Below are 25,011 nucleotides of genomic sequence, written 5' to 3' on the forward strand. Positions count from 1 at the left end.
GACGGTCGCAACAGTAAGAACGGCACGGCCAGTGCGCGCAACGCGGCCAGCGGGGTTTTGTTAGCTGCGCTAAACCGAAAGCAGACTCGCGACAGCGGAGACGCAATGCGCTACCTGCTGCACCTTTTCAACCGGGCGCTGGGCTGGCTCGATCTCGCTGCGTATACGCTGGCACTGCTGCTGCTGGCCTTGCTGCCATCCGGCTGGCTAAGCGCCTGGTACCCGGCCCTGTTTCGCAGTTGGTGCCGCTGTTTTGTCCGCGCCCTCGGCGTCGAGCTGCACCTTCACCAGCACCAGACGCGCCCGCTCCCCGCGCATTTCATCCTGATCGCCAATCACCCGTCGGCGCTCGAACTGGTTGGCATTCCGGGCCTGTTCAACGTCGTCAGCCTGGCCAAGGTCGAAGTCCGCGACTGGTGGTTCGTCGGTCGCATCGCCGCCGCCGCCGGCACCTTTTTCGTCCAGCGCGAGAACAAGGGCTCGCGCCAGAATGCGCTGACGTCGATGCGCGATGCCGTCAGCAGCGGGCGCAATATTGCGATCTATCCCGAAGGCGGCTGCAAGGGCCGACGCCTCGCCGAACGTTTCCACTACGGCGCGTTCACACTCTCGCTCGACGCTGGCGTGCCGATCGTGCCGGTGTTTCTGCATTACGAGGCACAACAGTCCTTCGCCTGGGAGGGCCAGACACTGCCGCAGATGCTGTGCCAGATCGCCAGCGCGCCCAACCGGCACGCCCATTACCATGTCTACGACGCGTTCGATCCGGCCGATTTCGCCGATCGTGACGCCTACGCGCAACACGTCCACGCCTGCTACCTCGCGTGGCAACAACGCCATCTCGACTAGCCACTGCCCGGCAACGCCGTCTTACTGCCCGCATCCAGCTGGTTTTCCAGGCCAAGATCGCCATGGCGGTCACAGTTCCCGGCCGTGTCACACCTGCCAGCGGACGAACCGTTATAATCGGCAGCTGAATACCAATCCCTCCGTTGCGACATGGCCATTTTCCGCAAGAAAAACATCACCAAGGCCTCGACTCGAGCGGCGCTTCCCCCGCAGCTCGCAGGCGTGCTGCGCGAATCGTGGTGGCTGTTGCTGGTCGCCATTGTCGTCTACCTCGTCCTGGCGCTCGGCAGCTACCACCGCGCTGATCCGGGCTGGTCGCACAGCGCCACGCAGGCCGCCGTGCTGAATCGTGGCGGCAGCGTCGGCGCCTGGGTGGCGGACATCCTGCTGTCCGTTTTCGGCCTCTCGGCCTGGTGGTGGGTCGCCTTCTGCCTCGCCGCGATTCTCTGGGGCTATCGGCGGATCGATCACATCAGTCACTCGTCGCGGCCGGTCGTGCTGCTGGCCTGCACCGGCTTCTTCATGATTCTGCTGGCGAGCAGCAGCCTTGAGGCACTGCGTCTGCACACGCTCGACGTCGCCTTGCCGCTGGCGCACGGCGGCATCGTCGGCGTCGCCCTTGGCGGCTGGCTCTACCAGGCGCTCGGCTTTGCCGGCGCGACCCTGACGCTGATCGTGGTCTGGGCGCTCGGCGTCTCTTTGTTCACCGGCCTGTCATGGCTGGCGCTGATGGAAAAACTCGGTACCGGCATCGAATGGCTGGGCTTCAAGTGCGTCGACACCTGGCAGGCCGCGCAGGATCGCCGCATCGGCCGGCAGGCGTCGGTACAGCGCGAAGAAAAGATCAGCGTCGAGAAGAAAAAGCAGGAAGACAAAGCGCCGCTGAAAATCGAAACACCGCAAATCGAAGTCCCGGTCGCCAAGGCCGTGATCAAGGCTGCCGAGAAGGAAGCCGAGGCGCAGCAGAAGAAAACCGTCCAGCCGACGCTGTTCGCCCCGGACGATCTGCCCACACCTGCGGCTGTCGGCGGCCTGCCGGCGCTGAGCCTGCTCGCGCCAATGCAGTCCTCGCAGGAAAGCATCAGCAATGACACGCTCGAATTCACCTCGCGACTGATCGAGCGCAAGCTCGCCGAGTTCAACGTCGAGGTCAAGGTCATCGCCGCCTACCCCGGTCCGGTGATCACCCGTTACGAGATCGAGCCGGCCGTCGGTGTCAAAGGCGCGCAGATCGTCAATCTGATGAAGGATCTGGCGCGCGCGCTCGGCCTCGTCAGCATCCGCGTGGTCGAGACGATTCCAGGCAAGACCTGCATGGGCCTAGAGCTGCCGAACCCGAAGCGGCAGATGATCCGGCTGTCCGAGATCCTGTCGTCCGAAGCCTTCCACGGCATGCATTCGAAACTGGCGATCGCCCTCGGCAAGGACATCACCGGCAAGCCCAGCGTCACCGATCTGGCCAAGGCACCGCACATGCTGGTCGCCGGCACCACCGGCTCGGGCAAGTCGGTCGGCGTCAACGCGATGATCCTCTCGCTCTTGTACAAGGCGACGCCGGAAGAAGTGCGCTTCATCATGGTCGACCCGAAGATGCTCGAGCTGTCGGTCTACGACGGCATTCCGCACCTGCTGGCACCGGTGGTCACCGACATGAAGCTCGCCGCCAACGCGCTGAACTGGTGCGTGGCCGAGATGGAAAAACGCTACCGGTTGATGAGCCATTTCGGCGTGCGCAACCTCGCCGGCTTCAACCAGAAGGTGAAGGAAGCCGAAAAGGCCGGTCAGAAGCTGACCAATCCGTTCACGCTGACGCCGGACAACCCGGAACCGGTCGAGCACCTGCCCTTCATCGTCGTGGTGGTGGACGAGTTCGCCGACCTGATGATGGTCGCTGGCAAGAAGATCGAAGAACTGATCGCCCGGCTGGCGCAGAAGGCCCGTGCCGCCGGCATCCACCTGATCCTCGCCACCCAGCGGCCGTCGGTCGACGTGATCACCGGGCTGATCAAGGCCAATATCCCGACCCGGCTGGCGTTCCAGGTCTCGAGCAAGATCGACAGCCGCACCATCCTCGACCAGATGGGTGCCGAAGCGCTCCTGGGCCAGGGCGACATGCTGTTCCTGCCGCCGGGCACCGGCTACCCGCAGCGCGTCCACGGCGCCTTTGTTGCCGATGACGAAGTGCACAAGGTCGTCGAATACCTGAAGAGCACCGGCGAACCCGACTACATCGACGGCGTGCTCAACGGCGGTTTCGACGCCGAAGCTGCCGGCAGTACATCGCTCGAAGGCGGCGGCAGCGATCAGGAGGCCGACCCGCTGTACGACGAAGCGGTCGCCTTCGTACTGAAATCGCGCCGCGCATCGATCTCGTCGGTACAGCGCCAGCTGCGCATCGGCTACAACCGCGCCGCACGGCTGATCGAGAGCATGGAGGCCGCGGGCCTCGTCAGCCCGATGGAAACCAACGGCAACCGCACCATCCTCGTGCCGCCAGCCGAATAAATGCGCCGACTGCCCGCCCTGCTCTTCGCACTCGCCGTCGGCAGCGCCTGTGCCGCCGACATTGAAGTACTGCACTGGTGGACGTCGCCCGGAGAAGTCCGCGCGCTGCAGGAGCTGAGGCAGCGCGTCAATGCGGCCGGCTATCGCTGGAACGATTTCAGCGTCATCGGCGGTGGCGGCGAAAATGCGCTCAATGTCCTTCGCACCCGAGCGAAGCTGGACAACCTGCCGACGGCCGCCGCCGTCGGCGGCGCGCAAGTGCGGGAGTGGGGCCGCCTGGGCCTGCTCGGCGACGTCAGCGTAACCGCGCGCGCGCAGGACTGGCCGAACGTACTGCCGGCGGAGCTCGACGCCATGATCAAGATCGGTCCCCGCTATGTCGCGGTGCCGCTCGGCGTCGCCCGGATCAATATGATGTGGAGCAATGCGGCTGCTTTGCGCCGGGTCGGCGCTACACCACCGCAAAGCTGGGCCGAATTCTTTCCGATTGCAGAAAAGCTGCGCCGGGCTGGCATCGTACCGCTGGCCGTCGGCCAGCAGAACTGGCAACTGGCGACGCTGCTTGAGGCGGTAGTACTCGCCGAGGCGGGGCCGGAACGCTACCGCGAGATCTTCGTCACCCCTGTCCCCGGCGCAGGCCGCGATCCGCGTTTTATCCATGCGCTGTCGGTCTTCAAACGCCTCAAACCCTTCACCGACATGCCCAATATGCATAGAGGACGGGACTGGAGCCAGATCGCCGCCGAGGTCATCCACGGGCACGCGGCAATGACGGTGCTCGGCGACTGGGCCAAGGGCGAGTTTTCCGCAGCGGGCAAACAGGCGGGCCGCGATTACCTGTGCACGGCCGCGCCGGGCAGCGCGTCTGCGTTCAGCTTCGACACCGACTTGCTGGTCATGTTCAACCCATCGGCCACCGCGCCCCAGCAGCAGGCACAGCAGGATCTGGCAAGGATCGCGATGTCGAAGGAAACGCAGGAAGCCTTCAATTTTTACAAAGGCAATATTCCGGCCCGGGCCGACGTGACGCTCGAACGCTACGACGAATGCGCCCGTCTGTCGGCCCGTGCGTTTGCCGACAGCAGTCGCCGCAACACGCTGGTGCCATCGTGGGCGCACAATATGGCGCTGAGCGATGCCGCCCGAACGGCAGTGTTCGGCGTCGTCGGCCGTTTCTGGCGTAGCCCGGCGATGACCGCCGAACAAGCCGCCCGACAGATCGAAGCCGCGATCGCGACGACGGACACGCCACAACGGGCTGCCGCGCCGCTTGAACGTCGTGGTTGATTCATGCTATAAATCCGGTTTTTCTCAGAAGTCAGGGAATACCTAACCATGGCACGAGTATGCAAAGTCACCGGCAAGCGCCCGATGACCGGGAACAATGTTTCCCACGCCAACAACAAGACCAAGCGTCGCTTCCTTCCGAACCTGCAATCCCGTCGTTTCTGGGTTGAAAGCGAAAACCGCTGGGTTCGCCTGCGCGTTTCCAACGCAGCGCTGCGCACCATCGACAAGAACGGCATCGAGTCCGTCCTGGCCGACCTGCGCGCCCGCGGCGAACTGTAATCAGAGGTGAATGACCATGCGTGAAAAGATCAAGCTCGAATCGAGCGCCGGTACCGGCCACTTCTACACCACCACCAAGAACAAGCGCACCATGCCGGAAAAGATGGAGATCAAGAAGTTCGATCCCGTCGTCCGCAAGCATGTGATGTACAAGGAAACCAAGCTTAAATAAGCTGGTTCCGCTGGTGACACATACTCGAAACCCCGCTGCCAAAGCGGGGTTTTTGTTTGAGTACCCCTAACCGATTTGCAACACCAAGGACGATACGATGCCGATCAACCACTTTGACCTGCAAAAATTTGCCGGCGTGAAAATCAAGGACGCCATCCGCAAGAAGGGTTCGCCCGACCGTTTCGGCAAGGCGTCAACCGCCGAGCAGGACGCCGACGGCAAGGCCAAGACCTCGCTGATGGGCAAACTGCTCAAGCAGCACGTCGAACCGAAGTAAGGGCTACTCGGACGGCTGCCAGACTTCGAGCAAGGTATCGCGCAACATCGTCACCAGCGGATCGTTTTCACGCTCGGCCGAATAGACGAACTGCAGCGGTGCGCTGGTCACGCAGTCGCCGCCGCGCCACAGCACGATCGAGCCGTCGGCGGCAAAACGCTTTGCAGTCCGTTCGGCGAGAATCGCCACACCCAGCCCGGCCTTGACGAGTTCGAGCAGCGTCGCTTCCTCGTCGAATTCGCCGAACTTGCGTGGCGCCACATTCTGCGCACGCCACAACTCCTGGGTAATCGACGACAGGCTGTTGAACTGCGACAGCCCCAGCCACGGCACCTTGGCCAATGACTCCCAGTCGTCGCCGGCCAACTGCGGCGCCAGCTGCGGCGGCAAGGCCACGCAGAAGCCGATTTCGGTCAGCGGCAGATTGTTGACGTTCTGGTACGGGTTGCGACCAAGATAGAAACCGCCGTCGAGCGTCTTCTTGCGCACTTCATTGAGGATGCCGCCGGAAATGCCGTGCGTGGTCTGCACCGTCAACAGCGGGTAGCGGCTGCGCAAGCGGGCGAGCCACGGCCCGAGCTTGAGCCGCGCCGGCACGCCGATGGTGCCGATCTTGACCTTGCCCTTCGGTTCGCCCGACAGGGCCTTGGCCTTGTGCTGCATACCGCGCGACAGCGCGAGGATGCGTTCGGCTTCGGGCAGGATGTCCTTGGCCGCCTCGGTCAGCTGCACGCCGCCCGGATAGCGCTCGAACAGCGCGACACCGAGCTCCTCCTCCAGCGCCTTGATCTGCGCGGTCACCGCCGGTTGCGACAGGTGGAGCAGTTCGGCAGCCTGTGTCAGGTGCCCCTGCTGCGCCACCGCGACGAAAGTACGCAATTGATACAGTTCCATGCGGCCGATTATCCCGCAATCTGCGGTTTTGGGTCGATCCTGCGACAAACGAATGTAGTCGCAACGCCGCAATTTCACTCAATACAGTAAGACTCGTGCAACGCGGCATCAGAAATGCTGATTCCCCGCATCAAAAATTGCAATTAGCCCACGCCCGGCATGCGCCATAGAGTGCGTCACTAAGCGTGACCCTTTGTATCCGGCATCGTCATTCGACGGACCAAAGTACAGCGGACACGGTTAAAAAGCCGCAGTCGCCGGGCGCCGCCGGCATCGACTATCAGGAGGGACAGCATGGATGAAGCACTGATTCAGCGTATCCAGAACAATCCAAAGTTCCAGGAGCTGCAACACAAGAAGACCAGCCTGAGCTGGCTGCTTTCGATCGTGATGCTCGTGATTTACTACGGGCTGATTCTGATGATCGCTTTTTCCCCCAAGACGCTCGGCACGCCGCTTTCCGCCGGCAGCGTCACCACCATCGGCATCCCGCTCGGGTTGCTCGTCATCATTTCGGCCTTCGTGCTGACCGGCATCTATGTCCGTCGCGCCAACACCGAGTTCGACCAGCTCAATCGCGAGCTCATCGAGGAGACCCGCCAATGATGCAGCGTCTTTCCACCCGCCTGGCATTGGCCGGCATGGCACTGTGTGCCAGTTTGCCGACTTGGGCCGCTGGCGCGATCGAAGGTCAGGTCAAGCAGCGCGACCTGAACTGGCACGCGATCATCATGTTCGTGCTTTTCGTCGTTTTCACCCTGGCCATCACCTACTGGGCGGCACGCCGCACCCGTTCGGCCAAGGACTTCTACGCGGCCGGCGGCGGCATCACCGGCTTCCAGAACGGCCTGGCCATTGCTGGCGACTATATGTCGGCGGCGTCCTTCCTCGGCATTTCGGCGCTGGTGATGGGCAGTGGCTACGACGGCCTGATCTACTCGATCGGCTTTCTGGTCGGCTGGCCGCTGATCACCTTCCTCGTCGCCGAACGGCTGCGTAACCTCGGCAAATACACCTTCGCCGACGTTGCCTCGTACCGGCTGAGCCAGACGCCGGTGCGCTGCTTCGCAGCGGTCGGCACGCTCGTCACCGTCTTGCTGTACCTGATCGCGCAGATGGTCGGCGCCGGCAAGCTGATCCAGCTGCTGTTCGGCATGAGCTACAGCTCGGCCGTGCTGATCGTCGGCGTGCTGATGGTGATGTATGTGACCTTCGGCGGCATGCTGGCGACGACCTGGGTGCAGATCATCAAGGCGGTGCTGCTGCTCTGCGGTGCGACCTTCATGGCCTTCATGGTGCTGGCCGCCAGCGGTTTCAGCTTTGAAACCATGTTCGCGACCGCCGTGGCAACGCATCCGAAGGGCATCGACATCATGAGCCCGGGCGGCCTGGTGAAGAACCCGATCGATGCGATCTCGCTCGGCGTCGGTCTGATGTTCGGTACCGCCGGCCTGCCGCACATCCTGATGCGCTTCTTCACCGTGAAGGACGCCAAGGAAGCACGCAAATCGGTGTTCTACGCGACCGGCTTCATCGGCTACTTCTACATCCTGACCTTCATCATCGGCTTCGGCGCGATCATGCTGGTGCTGGGTCGTCCGGAGTACACCGAAACCATCATGAAGGACGGCCTGCCCGTCTCGCAATTGATCGGTGGCGCCAATATGGCGGCGGTGCATCTGGCCAACGCGGTGGGCGGCGACTTCTTCCTCGGCTTCATCTCGGCCGTGGCCTTCGCCACCATCCTCGCCGTGGTGTCGGGTCTGACGCTGTCGGGCGCCTCGGCGGTATCGCACGATCTGTACGCCAACGTGTTCGCTCGCGGCCGTGCCGACGAAGCGCATGAAATCCGCGTATCGAAGATGGCGACCATCGCGCTGGGCGTGCTGGCCATCCTGCTCGGCATTGCCTTCGAGAAACAGAACGTCGCCTTCATGGTCGGCCTTGCATTCTCGATCGCCGCATCGGCCAACTTCCCGGTGTTGTTCATGTCGATGTTCTGGAAGGGTCTGACCACCCGCGGTGCCGTCGTCGGCGGCGCGGCCGGCCTGATCTGCGCCATCCTGATGATCGTGTTCGGCCCGACCGTGTGGGTGAAGGTGCTCGGCAACGCCGCGGCCATCTTCCCGTACGACAATCCGTCGATCTTCTCGATGCCGCTGGCGTTCTTCGTCACCTGGCTGGTGTCGACGCTCGACAAGAGCGAATCGGCTGCACGCGAGAAAGCACTGTTCCTGCCGCAGTTCATCCGTTCGATGACCGGCATCGGCGCAGAAGGTGCTGCCAAGCACTAAGCCCCGAAGCCCTGGAACGCCCCGCCCCGTGCGGGGCGTTTTTCATGGTGCACGACGCCGCACGCAACACCGACGCGGCCAGCTCAATGCGGACACAACACCATCGAGCCGAACGCACTCGCCGCTGATCCGGATTCCGCCACCACATCAGCGGAACTGATTCCGCGCATCAGAAAACACGATTGGCTTTGCTTTTCCCACGGCTTTACAGTCCCCTTATCGCATTTTTACTTACTGCACTGGCAAGAAGGAGCAAGCATGAGCAGCATCGATTCCGTACTGAAAGAGAACCGCCTGTTCCCGCCGTCGGACGACTTCCGCGTCAAGGCCAACGTCTCGGGCATGGAGGGGTACAACGCCCTGTGCGAGCAGGCAAACCGCGACTACGAAGGCTTCTGGGCCGACCTCGGCCGCGAGCTGGTGAGCTGGAACAAGCCGTTCACCAAGGTACTGAACGACAGCAATGCGCCGTTCTTCAAGTGGTTCGAAGACGGCCAGCTCAACATCTCGTACAACTGCCTCGACCGTCACCTCGACGCGCGCGGCGACAAGACCGCGATCATCTTCGAAGCCGACGACGGCAGCTCGGAACACGTGAGCTATCGCCAACTGCACGCCCGCGTCTGCCAGTTCGCCAACGGCCTGAAGCTGCTCGGCGTGAAGAAGGGTGACCGCGTCGTCGTCTACATGCCGCACACCGTCGAAGCCGTCGTCGCCATGCAGGCATGTGCCCGTATCGGCGCGATCCACTCGGTCGTGTTCGGTGGCTTCTCGGCCGGCGCGCTGCGCGACCGCATCCAGGATGCGCAAGCCAAGATCGTCATCACCGCCAACGAAGGCTTCCGTGGCGGCAAGCCGGTGCCGCTGAAGGCCACCGTCGACGAAGCCGTCGCGCTGGAAGGCAGCGAATCGATCGAAAAAGTGATCGTACTGCGCCGCCAGGAAAACAGCAGCGCCGCGTTCAACGATGCCCGCGACGTCTGGTGGCACGAGCTGGTCGAAGGCCAGCCGACCCAGTGCGAACCGGAATGGGTCGACGCAGAACACCCGCTGTTCATCCTCTACACCTCGGGCTCGACCGGCAAGCCCAAGGGCATCCAGCACAGCACCGGCGGCTACCTGCTCGGCGCGCTGGCAACGATGAAGTGGGTATTCGACTACCGCGAAGGCGACATCTACTGGTGCACGGCCGACGTGGGCTGGATCACCGGTCACTCCTATGTGGCCTACGGCCCGCTGGCCATCGGCGCGACCCAGGTCGTGTTCGAAGGCGTACCGACCTACCCGGACGCAGGCCGCTTCTGGCAAGCGATCGAAAAGCACAAGGTCACGACGTTCTACACCGCACCGACGGCAATCCGCTCGCTGATCAAGCTCGGTGCCGATCTGCCGAAGCAGTACGATCTGTCGAGCCTGCGCCTCTTGGGCACCGTCGGCGAGCCGATCAACCCCGAAGCGTGGATCTGGTATCACGAAGTCGTCGGCGGCGGTCGCTGCCCGATCGTCGATACCTGGTGGCAGACCGAAACCGGCGCCAACATGATCGCCCCGCTGCCGGGTGCCGTCGCGACCAAGCCGGGTTCGTGCACCCTGCCGATCCCGGGCATCATCGCCGACATCGTCGACGAAGCCGGTGCGCCGGTTGAACCGGGCAAGGGCGGCTTCCTCGTGGTGCGCAAACCGTGGCCGTCGATGGTTCGCACCATCTGGAACGACCCGGAGCGCTTCAAGAAGACCTATTTCCCCGAAGACTTCAACGGCCAGCTGTATCTGGCCGGCGACTCGGCCCACTTCGACGAGAACGGCTACATCTGGATCATGGGTCGCGTCGACGACGTGCTCAACGTTTCGGGTCACCGCCTCGGCACGATGGAAATCGAGTCGGCGTTGGTTGCCAACCCGCTGGTCGCCGAAGCCGCCGTTGTCGGCAAGCCGCACGAGATCAAGGGTGAATCGGTTTGCGCCTTCGTCGTCCTCAAGGGCGCCCGTCCGGAAGGCGACGATGCCAAGCGCATCGCCAAGGAACTGCGCGAATGGGTCGCCCACGAAATCGGCAAGATCGCGATGCCCGACGAAATCCGCTTCGGCGACAACCTGCCCAAGACCCGCTCGGGCAAGATCATGCGCCGCCTGCTGCGCGACATCGCCAAGGGTCAGGAAATCACCCAGGACACGTCGACGCTGGAAAACCCGGCCATTCTGGAGCAGCTCGCGAAAAGCGCGATCTGATCCCCACGTTCACGGCAGCACTTCAGCCCCACCTTGCGGTGGGGTTTTTTTTCGCCCCGGCCGGCTATCGCCCTAGCCACCGCCTGCCGGCGCCTGTTTCAGCGCTTGCAGCAGCTCGCCGGGGCTGATGTCGAAATGCCGGCGAAAACGGCGAGAAAAACTGGCGACCTCCTGATAGCCGACCTGCTCCGCCACCGCAGCGACGTTGCCGGCGCCGGCAACGAGCAGCTCGCGCGCCCGGAGCATGCGCTGCCGGATGATCAGCTGCTGTGGCGTCGCCTCCAGATGCCGGACGCACAGCCGGTGCAGATGCGCCGCGCTGGTGCCATACGCCCTTGCGAAGCTGTCTACCCGCCAGTCCTGTGCCGGAGATTGCCGCACCGGTTCGAACACCGCCTGCAACCGGGCCGCGATCGCCTCATCGGCATGACAGGCCAGCGCCCGGCGGAACATGTCGACCGCCAGCAGCAAGGTCTGAGCGGCAAAGCCGGAGCGGCCAAGCTGCGCCTCGGCACACAGCACGCTCACGACCCGGTACAGGCTCTCGGCGTGCAGCAGCGGCCGTACGCTGACTGGACCACCGGCCAGCGACTGCCATTCGGCTACATCGTTGATCAAGAACCACGCCAGTCGCCACGGCATGCCGACCGAGCGAAAGCCGCTGTGGCCGCCGGCCGGCAGGATCGCCATCTGGCCCGGACCGAGCGTCAGCAGCTTGTCGCCGCCGGTCACCACGCCCTCACCATCGACACCGAGCAGTACGACGTGGAACGGCGCGCCGATCCGCTCGACGTGCAGGCGGCCCTCGACCTCGGAATGACCGACAAGCAACAGTTCATGCTCGCCGAGCGCGCGCAGATGCGGTTGGTGGAAGATCCGCGCGCCGACCGACCATTGCCGGGTTCCCTCGCCCACATCGAGCATTTCCTGATAGATCGTCGACATCGCGCCGTCCGTGCTGGATTCGAACAAAATAACAATCAGATTGCGACATTCCATTGCGGAACTCAATTGCTTAACTTGGCCAGTTGCAGCCCAACTTGCAGCCCAACCCAACAAGGAGTGCCCGATGTCGCGTTACCTGCCGCTGTTCCTGTTGCCCGTCCTCAGCGCTTGCGCCACCGGCCCGAGCCAGCCGGTCGATACTCCCAAGCTGATTTCCTATCTGCCGACCTGGCAAACCGATGCCGAGCGGACCCGCGGCGCCGCCGTGCTGCCCGGGCTCGATGTCGGCATCTACTCCTTCCTGCTGGTGAAGCCGGACGGCACCGCCTTCATCGATGCCAAGAACATCGACGCCGCGAAGCAATGGAAGGCGGCGTTCGAGAAGGCCCGGGTCAAGAACCCGAAGCTCGCCTGCCAGTGGGCGATCGGCGGCTGGAGCGGATCGCGCAATATCGCCAAGGTCGCGCAGACCGATGCCGGCCGGATCCGGCTGGCGCAGACCTCGGTCGCGATCATGCGCGACTACGACTGTCAGGGCCTCGACCTCGACTGGGAGCACCCGGTCACCGGTGGCGACTACGTGTCCGACGCCTCGCCCGCCGACCGCGACAACTACACCAGGCTGTTGCAGACGCTACGCAGCGAGCTCGACAAGCGCGGCAAGGCCGACGGCGCGCAGTACCTGCTGACGGCGGCGATCCCCGGCACCAACGGCGGCTGGGGGTCGTCGGGCTACGATCTGCCGGCGGCGGCCAAGCTGCTCGACTGGGTCAACCTGATGAGCTACGACTTCTACGGTGCATGGAGCCCGCGCGCCGGCCTGCATGCGGCGCTGTACCCGACGCCGGGCGAGGCCGACGCCAGTGTCCTCAACGGCGACGGCGGCGTGAAGTACTTCATCGCGCAAGGCTTCAAGCCGTCGCAACTGGTCCTTGGCGTGCCGTTCTACGCGCGCGGTCAGGGCAACGTCGAGCCGGGTCCGAACGGCGACGGCCTGGCCCAGCCGTCCAAGGGTCCGGGCCTGCTCGACGATGCCGAGCCCGGCACCGCCAAGTACTCGACCGCCGTTGCGACGCTGATCGGCAAGCCCGGCTGGCAGTCGTTCCGCAGCAAGGCCGCCGGCGATGCACCGTATCTGTACAACGCCGATCTGAAACAGCTGGTCAGCTACGACGACGCGGTCTCGCTGCGGGCCAAGGCCGGCTACGTGAAGGCCAACGGCCTCGGCGGCGTCATGATCTGGGAGCTGACGCAGGATGACGCCGACCACACGCTGTGGCGGGCGCTGAAGGGCGCGCTGAAATAGCCACGCCGGCTGAATGCTGGACAGACTTCGCGCTAGCGGCCGCCTTCAAGCGGCCGGACCTGACCGGATGCGAAACAGTCGGCCTGCCATGCCATCAGGCGGCCGAAATCGTCGACGCACTGCCGCGCCGACAGCCGCTGCAGGTCGGCCTGGCCGACGCCGGGCTCGAGCTGCTTGCGGCAGAGTGCAAGCATGGTCTTGGCGTCCAGCGCGTCGGCCATCGGCTCCAGCGTGTCGAAAAGCGCATAGGCCAGCGGCAGGAAGCCCTGTCGCTGGCCTGTCCACGGGTCGACCATCTCGCCGGCGAGCCCGTAACGGCAGGCCTGGAAACGGTTGTACGGATACGTGTCGAAGCGCGGCGGCGGTGTCGGATGGTCAAGGTAGTACGCGCAGAGCAGCTGCACCAGACCGGCAAGCACGCAGGCGATCTCGGCTGTCAGCGGCGTGTCGAACACGCGGAACTCGATCGTGCCGAATTCGGGTTTCGGCCGGATGTCCCAGTAGAAATCCTTGATGCTGCCGACGACGCCGAGTTCGATCAGACCATCGACATAGTCGGCGCATTCGTCCCAGTCGGCAAAATCCGGCATCGCGCCGGCGTACGGAAACGGCGTCAGGCTGTGCAGCCGCGAGCAGGCAAACCCGGTATCCGAGCCTTCGCGGAACGGCGATGCCGCCGAAATGGCGATCAGCAGCGGCACCCACGGCGACACCGAGCGGATCAGCCCGATCGCGGCGCTGCCGTCGCCACCGACGCCAACGTGGACGTGCATGCCGAAGACGGTGAACTGCTTGCTCAGATAGCCGTACTTCAGCCCGAGGTCGAGGTAGCGCTCCTTCGGAAAGAAATCCTGGTCGCGCCAGTCGCGGAACGCATGCGTGCCGCCGCCGCTGATCCGCAAGCCGCATTCGTGCGCCAGCGGCAACAGGAAGGCGCGCATTGCCCGCGCTTCAACCAGCAGCTCGTGCCAGCGACCGTGCACGCCGCTGTTGTACTCGATCATCGTCTGGGTGATTTCGGGGCAGAAGAAGAAGCGCTTGTCACCCCGTACCCGCATCAAGTCGAGCAGGTTCAGCGCACCGGCGCTCAGCTCCTTCGTCTGCGGATCAAGCAGCATCAGCTCGAGCTCGATGCCGAGCGTCAGCAAGCCTGCGGATTTGAACGACGGTAAACGCATCGCAACCTCCTTGCCCCCGTGAACTGGATAGGAGCCACGGCGGCGAAGAAAATTCCGCGCCGCCGCCACTGCTCGTCCGGCTCCCCTAGCAAGGGAGACCGGGACGCGCCAGATCATCGACCGCTGGCGTTTAGAATTGCAGCGCCAGACCCGCTCTGGCGCTGCGCCTGCCTTGCGGCGCGATATCGCGGGTCAGCGACGTCGCGTAGCGGATTTCCTCGTTCGTGAGGTTGTCGCCGCGCAGATACGCCGTCCAGGCGCTCCCGCCAGTGCGGAATTGGTAGCTGAGCGCGACATTGGCAACGGTGTAGGCATCGCTTGGCGTGTCGTTCTGCGGCACACGGTCCTGCTCGGCGGCGTATTGCAGTTCGGCACGCAACGATAACGGCCCCTGGCCGTACACCACCGCACCGGCCAGCCGCAGGGGCGGGATGCGCGGCAGGGCTTCGCCGGTATCGCGCCGCCCGGCTCGGGTGATATCGCCCCAGGCTTGCAGGTCCAGCGATTGCGATGCGTTCTGGTACACGCGCCAGTTGCCGTCGAGTTCGAAGCCGTACAGCTTCGCCGGCACGCCCTCGTACGCGTATTCGGGCGAATCGCCGTCGTGCGGCTCATCGCCGCAATGATCGTGATCACCGTGCGAATGGCACCACTGGCCGGTCCGTTCGAGCGCAATGAAATTGCCGAAATGGCTGTAATAGCCACCGAGCGACAGCCGGTTGGCGCCTGCCTGATAGCGTAGCGCGGCATCGATCGAACGCGCCTTTTCCTTGCCGGCCTCCGGATCGCCCCGCTCGAACGTACCGGTGGCCACGTGCTGGCCGTTGGCGTAAAGCTCGTAATTGCTCGGCGCGCGCTCGGTGTAGGCCAGATTGCCGCCGAGCGACCAGCCGCCGCTGAGCGGGTAAACCAGACCGGCCGAGAGCGAACCCGCGGTAAACGAGCGCGACCGGCTGTCCTCGAAACGGCGATTGTTCGAGGCGTTCGGGCTGAGGCTGGTGTAATCGATCCGGCCGCCGAAGCTGAACAGCGCGGTCTCCGCCTGCCATTGTTCGAGCACGAACAGCGCGGCCTTGCCGGTTTCGGTATTGGGCACGAAGGCTTCTTCGCCCAGCGCCGAAAAGCGCGTCTGGCCCAGCTGCAGACCGACCACACCGGTCAGCGCGCCGACGGCCGCATGGCGCGCCTCGATCCGGCCGTCGTAACCGCGATTGCTGAACGTGGTGCCGACTTCGCTGCCGTGCAGCTCCTGATGGTCGTAATCGGTGTAGGCGAAATCGGCCTTGAGATCGGTGAACGGGCCTGCGAGTCCGTTCTTGGCGAATGCCAGCGCAAACCGGTCCTGCTTGAGATCGAGCCGCACATCCTCTTCAGCGACCGAACCATAGTTGCTGCGGTAACCGCTGTAGGCGAGGCCGAGATAACCGTCGTCCCAGGTTCGCGAGACGCCGAAGGCGCCGCCATGGGCGCGGCTGTCGCTATTGGGCAAGGTGCCCTCGGCCGACTCGGCCGCGTGTTCTTCGTGCCCATGTTCGCCCTCCTCCTCGCCGTGTGCATGGTCATGCTCGGGGGGCTGATAGCTGCCAAGGCCGGCGCGCTGGCGTTCGGACCAGGCGTAACCCGGGATGCGCAAGTCATCGCTGCGGCGGCCGAAAACGTCGACATGCACCGCGTAATCGCCATTGCCGGCGTCCAGCTTCGCCCCCGCGACACGTTCATTGGCCGCACCGCCGTACTCGACCCTGGCCGCCCCCGAAACACCTTCGAGCCTCGACTGCGGAATCCGGTTATCCAGGGTATTCACGACGCCACCGATGGCATTGCCACCATAAAGCAGCGCAGCCGGGCCACGAACGATTTCGATGCGCTCGACGCTCGCAACATCCTGCGCAACGGCATGGTCGTAGGACAGCGCCGATGCATCCAGCGCGCCAACGCCGTTTTGCAACAGCAGAATCCGGTCACCATCCAGCCCGCGGATGACCGGGCGGCTGGCGCCGGGGCCAAACGAGGTCGATGCCACGCCGGGCAGCCCGGTCAGCACTTCGCCAAGCGTGCCGGCATCGCGCAGCAGCAGCGCATCGCCCGATAACTGCGACACCGGCACGGCCAGGTCGCGATTGCCCAGCGGATTGGCGGTCACCACGACGGCGGCAAGGGTGGACTCCGTCTTCCTGTCATCGGCAAAGACGCCTGGGGAAAACGCGAGGGACAAGGCCGTAACGAGCGGGGACAGCGGTTGCGCCCGGAACGGACGATCGGGATAGAACATGGAAACTCCGTGACTTCGAGAGAGCGTCGATGGGACAGGCGTGGCGAAACGGGAGATCACCCAGGTCACCACACATCAATCCGGCCAAGGCCGGTTTGCCAGGCGGACGAGGAAGGACTGGCCGCCGCGACTGGACAGCCGTTCCAGAACACCGCTGCCGTTGCAGTGCATTGCGCACTCGCGCACCAGGCGATCATCGTCGGCACATCGGGAGGGAAAACAGGCGGCACGGTGCAGGTCCACACAAGATTGCAGATGCAACACAGTATCAATAAGACCAATGCAAATGCAACTCTGTTGCATATGACGTCAGACTTTCAGCTGTGGGCCGGGCTGTACCATGCCGGATACCGACGGCGACTCCCGCAACGCGGAAACGGGCTGACTGGCATTTGACGCGCGTGCGCCCGTTTGCGCTGCAAGACGCCGATTCGGGCGCGTACAATCGACGGCATCCGCGCCTGAGACTGCGCCCGAGACCGATCATGTTCGTCGAATTCCCGAACTCCCCGTACAAGCTGTTCCAGCCCTTTCCGCCCGCCGGCGACCAGCCGACGGCGATTGCCAGCCTGATCGAGGGCATCGAGGATGGCCTCAAGTACCAGACCTTGCTCGGCGTCACCGGCTCGGGCAAGACCTACACCATGGCCAACGTCATCGCCCGCACCGGGCGGCCGGCGATCGTGATGGCGCCGAACAAGACGCTGGCGGCACAGCTTTACGCCGAATTCCGCGAGTTCTTTCCCGAAAACGCTGTCGAGTACTTCGTCAGCTACTACGACTACTACCAGCCCGAAGCCTACGTACCGAGCCGCGACCTGTTCATCGAGAAGGACTCGGCAATCAACGAGCACATCGAGCAGATGCGCCTGTCGGCGACCAAGGCAATGCTCGAACGCCCCGACTGCATCATCGTCGCCACCGTCTCGGCGATCTACGGTATCGGCGATCCGTCCGATTACCACAAGATGATCCTGCACCTCAAAGAGGGCGAAAAACACGCGCAGCGCGACATCATCAAGCGCCTCTCGGCGATGCAGTACGACCGCAACGAAACCGACTTCGCCCGCGGCACCTTCCGCGTGCGCGGCGACGTGATCGACATCTTCCCGGCCGAGAACGCCGAGCTGGCGCTGCGGATTTCGCTGTTCGACGACGATATCGAAACCCTGCAGCTGTTCGACCCGCTCACCGGCCATATCCGGCAGCGCCTCGGCCGCTACACGGTGTTCCCGTCCAGCCATTACGTGACGCCGCGCGATACGGTGCTGCGCGCGGTCGAAACGATCAAGGACGAGCTGCGCACGCGGCTCGAGTTCTATTACAAGGACCAGAAGCTGGTCGAAGCCCAGCGGCTCGAACAGCGCACGCGCTTCGATCTGGAAATGCTCAACGAGATGGGTTTTTGCAAGGGCATCGAGAACTACTCGCGGCACTTCTCGGGCAAGCAGGCCGGCGAGGCGCCGCCGACGCTGATCAACTACCTGCCCGAAGGGTCGTTGATGTTTCTCGACGAATCGCACGTGATGATCGGCCAGGTCGGCGCGATGTACAAAGGCGACCGCTCGCGCAAGGAAAACCTCGTCGACTACGGCTTCCGGCTGCCATCGGCACTGGACAACCGGCCGCTGAAGTTCGAGGAATTCGAGCAGATGATGCCGCAGACGGTATTCGTCTCGGCGACACCGGCGGCGTACGAAAAAGAGCATCAGGGGCAGGTGGTCGAACAGCTGGTCCGCCCGACCGGCCTCGTCGATCCGCAGATCGAAGTCCGCCCGGTGGCGACACAGGTCGACGATCTGCTGTCGGAAATCAAGAAGCGCACCGCAGTGGAAGAGCGCGTGCTGGTGACGACGCTGACCAAGCGCATGTCCGAGCAACTGACCGAGTACCTGGACGAGCATGGTGTCAAGGTGCGTTATCTGCACTCGGACATCGACACCGTCGAGCGCGTCGAGATCCTCCGCGATCTGCGTCTGGGCGTATTCGACGTGCTGGTCGGCATCAACCTGTTGCGCGAGGGGCTGGATATTCCGGAAGTGTCACTGGTGGCGATTCTCGACGCCGACAAGGAAGGCTTCTTGCGCAGCGAGCGCAGCCTGATCCAGACCATCGGCCGCGCCGCGCGCAACCTCAACGGCAAGGCGATTCTGTACGGTGACCGGATCACCGATTCGATGAAGAAGGCCATCGACGAAACCGAACGGCGCCGTGCCAAGCAGATGGCATTCAACGAAGCCAACGGCATCGTCCCGCGCTCGGTGCAGAAGCGGATCAAGGACATGATCGACGGCGTCTACAGCGCCGAAGACGCGACCGCCGCACGACTGGAAGCCAAGCGCCAGCGCCTCGTCGAAGACCTGGACGAGAAGGACCTGTCCAAGGAACTCAAGCGCATCGAGAAGGAGATGATGACCGCAGCGAAAAACCTCGAGTTCGAAAAGGCCGCGCAACTGCGCGATCAGCTCAAGGCCTTGCGCGAGCGGGCGTTCGGCCACCAGTAAGGGGGTAGGGATCGGCAAGGCCGGCCGTCGCCGACCGGTATCAGCATCGCGACACCATGCATTTGGCATGATGGCGACGCGCAACCGCGCGAGCCAATCCAGATGGAGTCACGATGCAAATACGATGGGCAATCGCTGCCATTTCGCTGTGCGCCAGCACCCTGATTGCCGCCGCGCCGGCCTGGCAGGCCGATCAGGTCTACAACGCCGGTGATACGGTCACCGTTGCCGGCACCGATTACCGCGCCCAGTGGTGGACCCGCGGCCAGGAGCCGCAGCAACATACCGGCCCGCTCGGCGGCGGTCAGCCCTGGCTGGTGCTGGATCCCGCCCAACCGCCGCTGGCCTGCGGCGACGTCTGGCGGAACCAGAGCGCCTACAACGGCAACGCGGTGGTCAGCCGTCATGGCCGCAACTATCTGGCCAACTGGTGGAGCCGTGCCAACGATCCTGCCACGGCCGAACATCGCGCGATCTGGCGCGATCTAGGGGCGTGCAATTACGTCGGACAGTACACGTTCAACCTGACTTCACAGCACGTCCGGGCGCTCAGTTTCGGCGCGGATACCGCCGGCACCGATTATCCGATCGAGGTGATGCTGCCCGATGGCTTCCAGCCCGATCAGGCGTACCCGGTGCTGTATGTACTCGACTGGTTTCTCGTCGCCGACACCTTCAAGCAGCAGTTTCTGGACTTGCGCAATGCCGGCAAGCTCAAGCCCTTCATCGTCGTCGGCATCGGCTGCGCCGATCCCGAACCGGCGTGCTGGCTGCGGCGTGAACGCGATTACACGCCGACTTACTGGCAGCCGGAGGAGGAGTATCTCGGCAACACCGACCCGGCGCTGCGCATTACCGGCGGAGGCGCCAATTTTCTGGCCTTTCTCAAGCACGAGTTGATCCCGCGGGTTGAAACCCGCTATCTGACCCAGCCGGCGCAACGCGGCCTGCACGGCACGTCGCTGAGCGGCCTGCTCGCCAGCCATGCGCTGGTCCACGACGCAGCCTTGTTCGGCCACTACCTGATCAACAGTCCGGCACTGTGGTACCACGATTATCTGCTCGCCAACGAGGCCGATGCCGCGCCCGCCGAACAGTTTCTTGGCACACCAAAGGTGTTCCTGAGCATGGGTGGGCTCGAGGGCAGCCCCTACCTCGAAGACACCGCACGCTTTGCGACGACGCTGAGCAACAAGCGGCTTGCCGTGCAACACACGGTGTTCCCGGAGCGGACGCACGAAACGGCCGCCGAGGTCGCGACGACCGCGGGCCTGAGCAACGCCTACGGCCGTTGAGCGAGGCTGATCGCCAAGCGCCGTTCGACGCGCTGACCGCCCAGCCGGCCCGGGCGACGGCCTCTGACCGTCGCCCGGGCCGCGACCGCACTCAGTCCGCGGCCAGTTCCTTGGCGAACAGCGACTGGAAATGCTGCTTCTGTTCGGCAGTCAGCACCTGACCGATATCGAACAGCGCCTTGGCGCGGATGTAGGTGACCTGGTTGTCGACCTCGCCCACGGCCCGAATGCGCTGTTTCGCCTGCGCCTCGTCCCACTTGCCGGATTTGATCATGCCCTGGATGACGCCCGGCTCGATCTTGCTGGTATCGACGGCGGCGATCTGTTTCTGCTCGGCGTCGCGGATCGTCTTGATCTTCTGCTGCTGTGCCGATGTTAGCTTCAGTACCGAAGCCAGCGTTGCGCTGTCGGCCGGCGCTGCGCTAGCAGCCGGCGCCGAAGCATCGGCGGCGAAGGCTGCCGATGCCGGCAAGCACACTGCGGCGGCGAGAAAAAGGGCGCGGATCGATTTATTCATGCTGTTTACCTCGTTGAGTGTGGCGGCAACGCTGCCTTGCGACGATTCTTGGTGATTCACCCTTTAGCGCCAAGTGGTTTATTTACACAACCAACAAACCGGAAGATGGTGTACAGCCGGACAGCCGCGACGTAAAAACGCTTGTCGCTGTGGCCTGCATGCCGCAGTTGTCCGATCGTGCATCCGATGTGGCACGCGGCAAGGCAATCGGTCGCAGGGCTGTGCTAGGCTGACGGCCAGCCTGTAACAACGAGGTCCTTCATGTCGTCCGATTCCCCCCTGCCCCGCCTGTTGATCGTCGATGATTCACGCATCGTCCGTGCCACAGTCAGGAAACACCTGGCCGACGTCTACGACGTCATCGAGGAAGGGGATGGCGAAGCCGGCTGGCGACGCCTGCAGCAGGATGAAACGATCCAGCTGCTGATCTCCGATCTGTCGATGCCCGAACTCGATGGCATCGGCCTGCTCGACCGTTTGCGCGCATGCAGCGACGCCCGGCTGAAGCAGTTGCCGGTCATCATCGTGTCGGGCGAGGAAGACGAAGCCACGCGCGAAAAATGCGTCGCCCACGGCGCCAATGACTTCATCACCAAATCGACCGACCGCAGCGAAATGCTCGCCCGCGTCCACGCCAATATCGAACTTGCCGAGCGCCAGCGCGAACTCGACGCCGCGCGCCTGCAACAGGCGCAAACGGCCACGCACGACAATACCGGCGCCGGCAGCCCGCATCTGCTGTCGCTGCAGGCCGAGCAGGCGCTGGCATACGCGCATCGCCACGACACCGAGGTATCGCTGCTGTTGCTGCAGCTCGACCGCTTCGACACGCTCGCCGGCCACGTCGGCCAGCGGCTTGCCGACCAGTTGCTCGGCGTGTTCACCAAGCACCTGACCGCCAAGCTGCGTCGCGAAGACACGCTGGCGCATATCGACGCCGGCCGCTTCGCCGTCTTGTCGCCGGGTACGACGCTGGATCAGGCCAAGGTGCTCGCCGAGCGGCTGTGCCAGACCGTCGCGGCCGCCAGAGTCAACTTCCGTGGCGAGCAGCTGAGCCTGACGGCCAGCCTGGCGGTTGCCAACACGCTGCACGACGAATGCAGCACCGCCGATGCCCTGTTCGAGACCGCCACCGCCCGGCTCGACGCTACGCCGGACGAGAACCGGATCATGCTGCCGCCGCGACGCGCGCCGAGTACGCTGGCGCTGGCCGATGCAATCAGCTTGCTGGCGCACGGCAATCAGAGCGACGTCCGCGCGCATCTGCCGGCGCTCTTGGTGCAAATCGCACCGCTGCTGCGCTTCGCCAGCGATGAACTCGGCACCGGCGCGCTGCTGGAAGCGATCTACGGCGCCCAGGCCGCGACCGAAACGGTCTGAACGCCACCACTGCTCGCCGCTCAGCCCTCAGTGGCTAACGGCGGCAGCGCAGGCCGCCTGCCGGCTCGGAAGGTAACGACAACCAATCCAGCCGGTCAGCGTTCGCCCGCAGCGGGCATGCCAAAGGCGGCCGCCCCGCCGGAAACCGGCATGAACACAAGGTGCAAGTGAACAGCCCCAAGGTGGCCGAAGACTGGATATCGAACCGATGCCAGCCACGCCTGCCGCTGCCTGAGGCGCGAGCGTCAGGCGGCAACCGACCAGGTCGGTGCGTGCGGGCCGCTGCGGCGCTCGACGAACAAGGTCGATCCGGGCGCGCGCTTGGCCAGCGATTTGGCGCTCGCCGCCGCCGCAGCCACCTCGTGGTGGCTGACAAAATCGCGCGAGACCACGTCGACCAGCCCGGCAGACAGGCTGACCAGCGGATAGCGCTGCATCACCCCGCGACGGTCGGCCGCGCTGTACCCGCCGGCAGCAAGGTGCTCGGCCGAGAAATGACGCGGTAAAGCCTGCTCGAACTGCATCAGCGCACTCTGGCAGCGCAGTTGCGCATCGTCAGAACGGAACAGCACGACAAAATCATCGCCGCCGATATGACCGACGAAATCGCGAACCGGATCGGCGCACGACAGCAGCGTCTCGCCGCACAGCTGGATCAGCGCATCACCGCGCGCGTAGCCATAAACGTCGTTGTACGGCTTGAAATGGTCGAGGTCGAAATACGCGACGGTGAACGGCAGGCGCTCGGCCAGCCAGCGCTCGATCCGTTCCTGAATCGGCACATTGCCCGGTAGCAGCGTCAGCGGATTGGCGTGGCGCGCCGCCCTGACCTGCAGTTCGGTCATCGCCCGCATCAGGTCGTGGCCGGTGCCCATGCCGAGATAGTGCGACTGCGAGGTGACGATGAAGCCGTCGGCCAGATAGCGTCGCTCGGCCGCGGTCACCAGTTGCGACAACTCCTGCAGGCTGGTCGACGCCTCGACGATCAGCGGACTGCGGTCCATCAGCACGCTGCATGGCCGGTTGCCGAACAGCTCGGGCGTGAACGGCCGCGCGAACAGCTCGAGCACCTCGTGACGCTTGAGCAAGCCGACCGGGCGCATGCCGTCGACCACCGGCAGCGCGTACAGCGTCGCATCGTCGGCAAAACGCCGGTAAATCGCCTTGGCCGGCTCGTCCGGCGCTACCTTGGGCACGTCGACGAGCAGATCGCCGGCGCTGCCCTGGCGGCTGCTGCCGAGCTGTGGCCTTTCGACACCGTCGAACTCCAGCGCCAGCCGCTGCGGCGGGTTCGGCTGCGGCCGGCCGATCAGATAGCCCTGCGCCAGCGAAATGCCGATGCGGCGCACGACCTCGAGCTCCTCGGGGGTCTCGATACCCTCGGCGACGACCCGTGTGCCGGTGTTCAGCGCGATGTGGTGGATCGAGCGGACGAACTGGCGCTTCTGGGCATCCTGCGTCAGCCCCTGGATGAAGTATTTGTCGATCTTGACGTAGTCGGGCTTGAGCTCGGACCACAGCCGCAGCCCCGAAAAGCCCTCGCCCAGATCGTCGATGGCGATGCGGAAGCCCATTTCACGGTAATGCAGCAGCGCTTCCTTGAGCAGGTCGTAATCGTGCGTCGGCTGGGTTTCGGTCAGTTCGATCACCACCCGCTGCGGCGACAAACCGACGTCGCGGAGGATTTCCAGCGTTGCACCGGGGCGGAAATCGGGGTGGATCAGCGTCGCCGGGCAAACGTTGAGAAAGAGCTTGCCGGGCAGGCGTTCACGCACGAAGGCGGCGACGATGGTGCGACGGCAGGCAAAATCCAGCTGCGCCAGCAGGCCGCTTTCCTCGGCGACGCGGAACAGATTGATCGGCGAATGCAGAAAGCTCGTCGACGGACCGCGCACCAGGCCTTCGTAACCGAAGGCTTCGCCGTCGCGCATCGACGCGATCGGCTGGAACAGGGCATTGAGGCGCCCCTGGGCGATGATCTGCTCGAGATCAGCGCGCAGGATATCGCGACCGTGGGACATGGCGGGTTCTGCGGGGGAAAGATCGGACCAGTCTAGGACCGGTGCATTGCGGAAAGATGACAAATTCATGCCCGCCATGGTGTTACCGACAATCCGGTTTACAAGGACCCGGACGGCGCATCGCCGCCCGGATACGACCGACTCAGGCCGGGTAGGCCCACAGATCGACGAGCTTGTTGCCGTCGTCGACGACCAGCCGCAACTTGGCCGGCGCGTAATCCGGATCGGCCAGCAAGACGCCGGTGGCGCTGGCCGGCAGGCCGTCGCAACCGCTAAACGTCAGTGTCAGCGCTTGCGCCGCCGGCAGCGGGCTCGCGCCGGTCTGACCGCTGATCCGGCAACCTTCGCCGATGGCGGTAATGGCACCCTGCGCCGACAGCGAGAACGTCGCCTCCCCCGCAGTCAGCGCCACCGTGTAGCGGCCGGCATTTTGCGCCGCGTCGACGGTCGGGCTGATGCGCGACTCCCGGCTGAGCAACTGGATGTTGACATCGGCCTTGGGCACCGGCACCGCAGCCCAGACCCCGCTGGCGTTCTGCTTGTACAGCGTGCGCGCGACTTCATTGCCGTCGTTGACGAGCAGCAGCCGGCTGCCGTCGCTGCCGCTGTAATACTGGCCGACCTGCGGCGCATCGGCGTCGCCGATGGCCACCGTATAGCTGCCGGCCGGCAAGGCGTCGACGCTGACCTTGGGCACCGCCGGGCTACCTGTGTCACCGCCGTTGCCGGCGTCGTCACCGCCACCACAGGCCGCCAGCGACAAAGTCAGCAGCAGCGGGAGTACGCATTGAAACTGTTTCATCG

20 protein-coding genes are annotated in these 25,011 nt (G+C 64.3%); 13 read left to right on the top strand and 7 right to left on the bottom strand.

What is annotated here, in order from left to right:
* Positions 1 to 105: 105 nt before the first annotated feature.
* The 6 genes from R0382_RS01395 to R0382_RS01420 all read left to right on the top strand — a co-directional run bounded on the left by R0382_RS01395 (position 106) and on the right by R0382_RS01420 (position 5,372).
* Positions 106 to 849 carry a lysophospholipid acyltransferase family protein gene (locus tag R0382_RS01395; RefSeq protein ID WP_432721761.1) on the top strand — a complete coding sequence of 248 codons (744 nt, stop codon included), beginning with the start codon at positions 106 to 108 and terminating at the stop codon, positions 847 to 849.
* Between the two features lie 150 nt (positions 850 to 999).
* The gene (locus R0382_RS01400; RefSeq protein ID WP_432721762.1) at positions 1,000 to 3,354 is read left to right on the top strand and encodes a DNA translocase FtsK; all 2,355 of its coding nucleotides are present in this window, start codon (positions 1,000 to 1,002) and stop codon (positions 3,352 to 3,354) included.
* The gene (locus R0382_RS01405) at positions 3,355 to 4,641 is read left to right on the top strand and encodes an ABC transporter substrate-binding protein (protein WP_432721763.1); all 1,287 of its coding nucleotides are present in this window, start codon (positions 3,355 to 3,357) and stop codon (positions 4,639 to 4,641) included.
* A 48-nt stretch (positions 4,642 to 4,689) separates the two neighbouring features.
* Positions 4,690 to 4,923: a 50S ribosomal protein L28 gene (gene rpmB / locus R0382_RS01410; RefSeq protein WP_432721764.1), complete on the top strand. Its 234-nt coding sequence runs from the start codon at positions 4,690 to 4,692 to the stop codon at positions 4,921 to 4,923.
* A 16-nt stretch (positions 4,924 to 4,939) separates the two neighbouring features.
* Positions 4,940 to 5,095, top strand: coding sequence for a 50S ribosomal protein L33 (gene rpmG / locus R0382_RS01415; RefSeq protein WP_067110116.1), 156 nt, complete (start codon positions 4,940 to 4,942; stop codon positions 5,093 to 5,095).
* Between the two features lie 97 nt (positions 5,096 to 5,192).
* Positions 5,193 to 5,372 (top strand): hypothetical protein, encoded by a 180-nt coding sequence (locus tag R0382_RS01420; RefSeq protein WP_432721765.1) that lies wholly within the window; start codon positions 5,193 to 5,195, stop codon positions 5,370 to 5,372.
* A gap of 3 nt (positions 5,373 to 5,375) precedes the next feature.
* Here the strand turns inward: R0382_RS01420 and R0382_RS01425 are convergent, their stop codons facing one another.
* Positions 5,376 to 6,266 (bottom strand): LysR family transcriptional regulator, encoded by an 891-nt coding sequence (locus R0382_RS01425; protein ID WP_432721766.1) that lies wholly within the window; start codon positions 6,264 to 6,266, stop codon positions 5,376 to 5,378.
* A gap of 294 nt (positions 6,267 to 6,560) precedes the next feature.
* Here R0382_RS01425 and R0382_RS01430 point away from each other — a divergent pair, with 294 nt between their 5' ends.
* The 3 genes from R0382_RS01430 to acs all read left to right on the top strand — a co-directional run bounded on the left by R0382_RS01430 (position 6,561) and on the right by acs (position 10,789).
* Entirely contained in the window at positions 6,561 to 6,872 is a 312-nt protein-coding gene (locus R0382_RS01430; RefSeq protein ID WP_432721767.1) for a DUF485 domain-containing protein, read from the top strand.
* A 35-nt stretch (positions 6,873 to 6,907) separates the two neighbouring features.
* Positions 6,908 to 8,560: a cation acetate symporter gene (locus tag R0382_RS01435; RefSeq protein WP_432724198.1), complete on the top strand. Its 1,653-nt coding sequence runs from the start codon at positions 6,908 to 6,910 to the stop codon at positions 8,558 to 8,560.
* A gap of 258 nt (positions 8,561 to 8,818) precedes the next feature.
* Positions 8,819 to 10,789: an acetate--CoA ligase gene (gene acs, locus R0382_RS01440; protein ID WP_432721768.1), complete on the top strand. Its 1,971-nt coding sequence runs from the start codon at positions 8,819 to 8,821 to the stop codon at positions 10,787 to 10,789.
* Positions 10,790 to 10,861: 72 nt separating this feature from the next.
* Here acs and R0382_RS01445 read toward each other — a convergent pair whose 3' ends face one another.
* Positions 10,862 to 11,734 (bottom strand): AraC family transcriptional regulator, encoded by an 873-nt coding sequence (locus R0382_RS01445; RefSeq protein ID WP_432721769.1) that lies wholly within the window; start codon positions 11,732 to 11,734, stop codon positions 10,862 to 10,864.
* 124 nt (positions 11,735 to 11,858) lie between these two features.
* On the opposite strand from R0382_RS01445, the gene R0382_RS01450 reads away from it, so the two are divergent.
* Positions 11,859 to 13,040, top strand: a complete 1,182-nt coding sequence (locus R0382_RS01450) for a glycoside hydrolase family 18 protein (protein WP_432721770.1) — start codon at positions 11,859 to 11,861, stop codon at positions 13,038 to 13,040.
* Positions 13,041 to 13,072: 32 nt separating this feature from the next.
* On the opposite strand, the gene R0382_RS01455 is transcribed toward R0382_RS01450, so the two are convergent.
* Both R0382_RS01455 and R0382_RS01460 read right to left on the bottom strand, forming a co-directional pair.
* Positions 13,073 to 14,218: a YbdK family carboxylate-amine ligase gene (locus tag R0382_RS01455; RefSeq protein ID WP_432721771.1), complete on the bottom strand. Its 1,146-nt coding sequence runs from the start codon at positions 14,216 to 14,218 to the stop codon at positions 13,073 to 13,075.
* Positions 14,219 to 14,348: 130 nt separating this feature from the next.
* Entirely contained in the window at positions 14,349 to 16,490 is a 2,142-nt protein-coding gene (locus R0382_RS01460; protein WP_432721772.1) for a TonB-dependent receptor, read from the bottom strand.
* Between the two features lie 485 nt (positions 16,491 to 16,975).
* Here R0382_RS01460 and uvrB point away from each other — a divergent pair, with 485 nt between their 5' ends.
* Complete coding sequence (gene uvrB / locus R0382_RS01465; RefSeq protein WP_432721773.1) at positions 16,976 to 18,994, top strand: excinuclease ABC subunit UvrB; 2,019 nt, start codon at positions 16,976 to 16,978, stop codon at positions 18,992 to 18,994.
* A gap of 113 nt (positions 18,995 to 19,107) precedes the next feature.
* A complete protein-coding gene (locus R0382_RS01470) occupies positions 19,108 to 20,289 on the top strand; it encodes a carbohydrate-binding protein (RefSeq protein WP_432721774.1) in 1,182 nt (393 codons plus the stop codon).
* A 91-nt stretch (positions 20,290 to 20,380) separates the two neighbouring features.
* Here the strand turns inward: R0382_RS01470 and R0382_RS01475 are convergent, their stop codons facing one another.
* A complete protein-coding gene (locus R0382_RS01475) occupies positions 20,381 to 20,806 on the bottom strand; it encodes a Spy/CpxP family protein refolding chaperone (protein ID WP_432721775.1) in 426 nt (141 codons plus the stop codon).
* A 261-nt stretch (positions 20,807 to 21,067) separates the two neighbouring features.
* Here R0382_RS01475 and R0382_RS01480 point away from each other — a divergent pair, with 261 nt between their 5' ends.
* On the top strand, positions 21,068 to 22,186 hold the full coding sequence (locus R0382_RS01480) for a GGDEF domain-containing response regulator (protein ID WP_432721776.1): 1,119 nt from the start codon (positions 21,068 to 21,070) through the stop codon (positions 22,184 to 22,186).
* Positions 22,187 to 22,431: 245 nt separating this feature from the next.
* Here the strand turns inward: R0382_RS01480 and R0382_RS01485 are convergent, their stop codons facing one another.
* Together R0382_RS01485 and R0382_RS01490 are read right to left on the bottom strand one after the other, a co-directional pair.
* A complete protein-coding gene (locus R0382_RS01485; RefSeq protein ID WP_432721777.1) occupies positions 22,432 to 24,207 on the bottom strand; it encodes a GGDEF domain-containing protein in 1,776 nt (591 codons plus the stop codon).
* Positions 24,208 to 24,349: 142 nt separating this feature from the next.
* Entirely contained in the window at positions 24,350 to 25,009 is a 660-nt protein-coding gene (locus R0382_RS01490) for a hypothetical protein (protein WP_432721778.1), read from the bottom strand.
* Positions 25,010 to 25,011 lie beyond the last annotated feature (2 nt).

It is taken from the genome of Jeongeupia wiesaeckerbachi, from assembly GCF_050916355.1.
GTDB classification, from domain to species: domain Bacteria; phylum Pseudomonadota; class Gammaproteobacteria; order Burkholderiales; family Chitinibacteraceae; genus Jeongeupia; species Jeongeupia wiesaeckerbachi.

What these genes read in the sequence shown, in the direction of transcription:
- R0382_RS01430 (WP_432721767.1), top strand. Translation starts at nt 6,561, where the DNA reads ATGGATGAAGCACTGATTCAGCGTATCCAGAACAATCCAAAGTTCCAG.
- R0382_RS01420 (WP_432721765.1), top strand. Translation starts at nt 5,193, where the DNA reads ATGCCGATCAACCACTTTGACCTGCAAAAATTTGCCGGCGTGAAAATC.
- R0382_RS01470 (WP_432721774.1), top strand. Translation starts at nt 19,108, where the DNA reads ATGCAAATACGATGGGCAATCGCTGCCATTTCGCTGTGCGCCAGCACC.
- acs (WP_432721768.1), top strand. Translation starts at nt 8,819, where the DNA reads ATGAGCAGCATCGATTCCGTACTGAAAGAGAACCGCCTGTTCCCGCCG.
- R0382_RS01395 (WP_432721761.1), top strand. Translation starts at nt 106, where the DNA reads ATGCGCTACCTGCTGCACCTTTTCAACCGGGCGCTGGGCTGGCTCGAT.
- R0382_RS01425 (WP_432721766.1), bottom strand. Translation starts at nt 6,266, where the DNA reads ATGGAACTGTATCAATTGCGTACTTTCGTCGCGGTGGCGCAGCAGGGG.
- R0382_RS01435 (WP_432724198.1), top strand. Translation starts at nt 6,908, where the DNA reads ATGGCACTGTGTGCCAGTTTGCCGACTTGGGCCGCTGGCGCGATCGAA.
- rpmB (WP_432721764.1), top strand. Translation starts at nt 4,690, where the DNA reads ATGGCACGAGTATGCAAAGTCACCGGCAAGCGCCCGATGACCGGGAAC.
- R0382_RS01455 (WP_432721771.1), bottom strand. Translation starts at nt 14,218, where the DNA reads ATGCGTTTACCGTCGTTCAAATCCGCAGGCTTGCTGACGCTCGGCATC.
- R0382_RS01485 (WP_432721777.1), bottom strand. Translation starts at nt 24,207, where the DNA reads ATGTCCCACGGTCGCGATATCCTGCGCGCTGATCTCGAGCAGATCATC.
- R0382_RS01450 (WP_432721770.1), top strand. Translation starts at nt 11,859, where the DNA reads ATGTCGCGTTACCTGCCGCTGTTCCTGTTGCCCGTCCTCAGCGCTTGC.
- R0382_RS01400 (WP_432721762.1), top strand. Translation starts at nt 1,000, where the DNA reads ATGGCCATTTTCCGCAAGAAAAACATCACCAAGGCCTCGACTCGAGCG.
- R0382_RS01475 (WP_432721775.1), bottom strand. Translation starts at nt 20,806, where the DNA reads ATGAATAAATCGATCCGCGCCCTTTTTCTCGCCGCCGCAGTGTGCTTG.
- R0382_RS01445 (WP_432721769.1), bottom strand. Translation starts at nt 11,734, where the DNA reads ATGTCGACGATCTATCAGGAAATGCTCGATGTGGGCGAGGGAACCCGG.
- R0382_RS01405 (WP_432721763.1), top strand. Translation starts at nt 3,355, where the DNA reads ATGCGCCGACTGCCCGCCCTGCTCTTCGCACTCGCCGTCGGCAGCGCC.
- rpmG (WP_067110116.1), top strand. Translation starts at nt 4,940, where the DNA reads ATGCGTGAAAAGATCAAGCTCGAATCGAGCGCCGGTACCGGCCACTTC.
- R0382_RS01490 (WP_432721778.1), bottom strand. Translation starts at nt 25,009, where the DNA reads ATGAAACAGTTTCAATGCGTACTCCCGCTGCTGCTGACTTTGTCGCTG.
- uvrB (WP_432721773.1), top strand. Translation starts at nt 16,976, where the DNA reads ATGTTCGTCGAATTCCCGAACTCCCCGTACAAGCTGTTCCAGCCCTTT.
- R0382_RS01480 (WP_432721776.1), top strand. Translation starts at nt 21,068, where the DNA reads ATGTCGTCCGATTCCCCCCTGCCCCGCCTGTTGATCGTCGATGATTCA.
- R0382_RS01460 (WP_432721772.1), bottom strand. Translation starts at nt 16,490, where the DNA reads ATGTTCTATCCCGATCGTCCGTTCCGGGCGCAACCGCTGTCCCCGCTC.